The sequence below is a fragment of the Blautia acetica genome (assembly GCF_038739805.1).
GTDB lineage: Bacteria > Bacillota > Clostridia > Lachnospirales > Lachnospiraceae > Blautia.
Genome location: NZ_JBBEWO010000046.1, coordinates 1 through 1,271, shown reverse-complemented (window position 1 = coordinate 1,271; position 1,271 = coordinate 1). Strand labels below are relative to the sequence as shown.

Sequence of the window (1,271 nt, the reverse complement as noted above, 5' to 3'; positions counted from 1 at the left end):
ATAAATTCAACACCAGAAAGGGTCAGTTCTTTCCATTGTCCTTTGTTCCGGTAATCTTTTACAGAAAAAGTAACGTTTTCATCGTCCATACAGATGATGCGGTGATTGCTGATGGCAATCCTATGGGTATACTTTCCAAGGTAGTCAATCACAGACTGTGCGCCGTTAAAAGTTTTCTTACAATAAGGAATCCATTCCGCATCATAACAGAAATCAATCAGTTCTTTGAACGCATAATGGTTACTGTATTTTTCGGCAGTTCCATGAAACTTAAGTTGATTCGTATTCCAGAGATTTTTCAACTCATCCATATATTTTCCACGAAAGACTTTGGAGATAGCCCATATAGGAAGAAAAAACTCAGTACCGTTGTCTTTCCATTCGTTTTTGGATGTCAGACCACCGCCGAGCAGTATTGTATGGATATGGGGATGAAAGTTCATTTCAGATCCCCATGTATGCAGGATGCAGATATAGCCGACATCAGCACCAAGGTGCTTTGGGTCAGCAGTCAGTTCACTGATTGTAGCAGAAGCTGCATGATACAGGGTGTCATATAACAGTTTCTGATTATTGTAAATGATTGGATTCAGAATGTCAGGAACTGTAAATACCAAGTGGAAGTAGGGTGCATCAAGCACATCCTCTTTGCGGGCATCCATCCACATTTCCTTTGGAACAGCCTGACACATGGGACAACAACGGTTGCGGCAGGAATTATAGTGAATCTGAACAGCACCACAGTCTTCACATACACTGACGTTTGCACCATAGGCTCCGGTTTTGCAGTTCAAGATGTTCCGGGCAACTTTTGCCTGTTCCGGAGAAGGAGAATACTTTTCAAGGTATGCCGAATAAAAACACCGGAAAATATCCTGAACGGTGGGCTTATTCATAATCAGCACCTTCTTTCCTGTCAAAGGGACTTTGGATTCCCATGAGGGATTTGTTGCTGACATGAAGATAAACTTCCGTGGATTTTGGGTCACGGTGTCCAAGCAGTGCCTGAATATTCTGCCGTTCTACTCCCTGCTCCATCAGATGAGTTGCAAAGCTATGACGGAGACAGTGTGGAGTTGCTTTCTTTGGAAGTTCAGCATCGGATACTGCCCGTCGCATCACTTGCTCCAGTGTACTGACTGTCAGGTAATTACCAGTAAATTTATTAGGAAACAGGATCCCACGGGGACGTCCTTTCTCAAACCAGTATTGTGTAAGGATATCCAGACACCGTTTAGAAAGAATTGTATAGCGGTCCATCCTGTTCTTCG

Annotated in this window: 2 protein-coding genes; both read right to left on the bottom strand. The window is 43.2% G+C overall.

Annotated features, from left to right (window positions below; translation table 11 throughout):
* Positions 1–896: IS91 family transposase (locus tag WBS51_RS15100; protein WP_342694159.1), on the bottom strand; the 896-nt coding region annotated here is incomplete at its 3' end.
* On the bottom strand, positions 889–1,271 hold a 383-nt coding region (locus tag WBS51_RS15095), incomplete at its 5' end, for a tyrosine-type recombinase/integrase (RefSeq protein ID WP_173899338.1). The genes WBS51_RS15100 and WBS51_RS15095, both read right to left, overlap by 8 nt.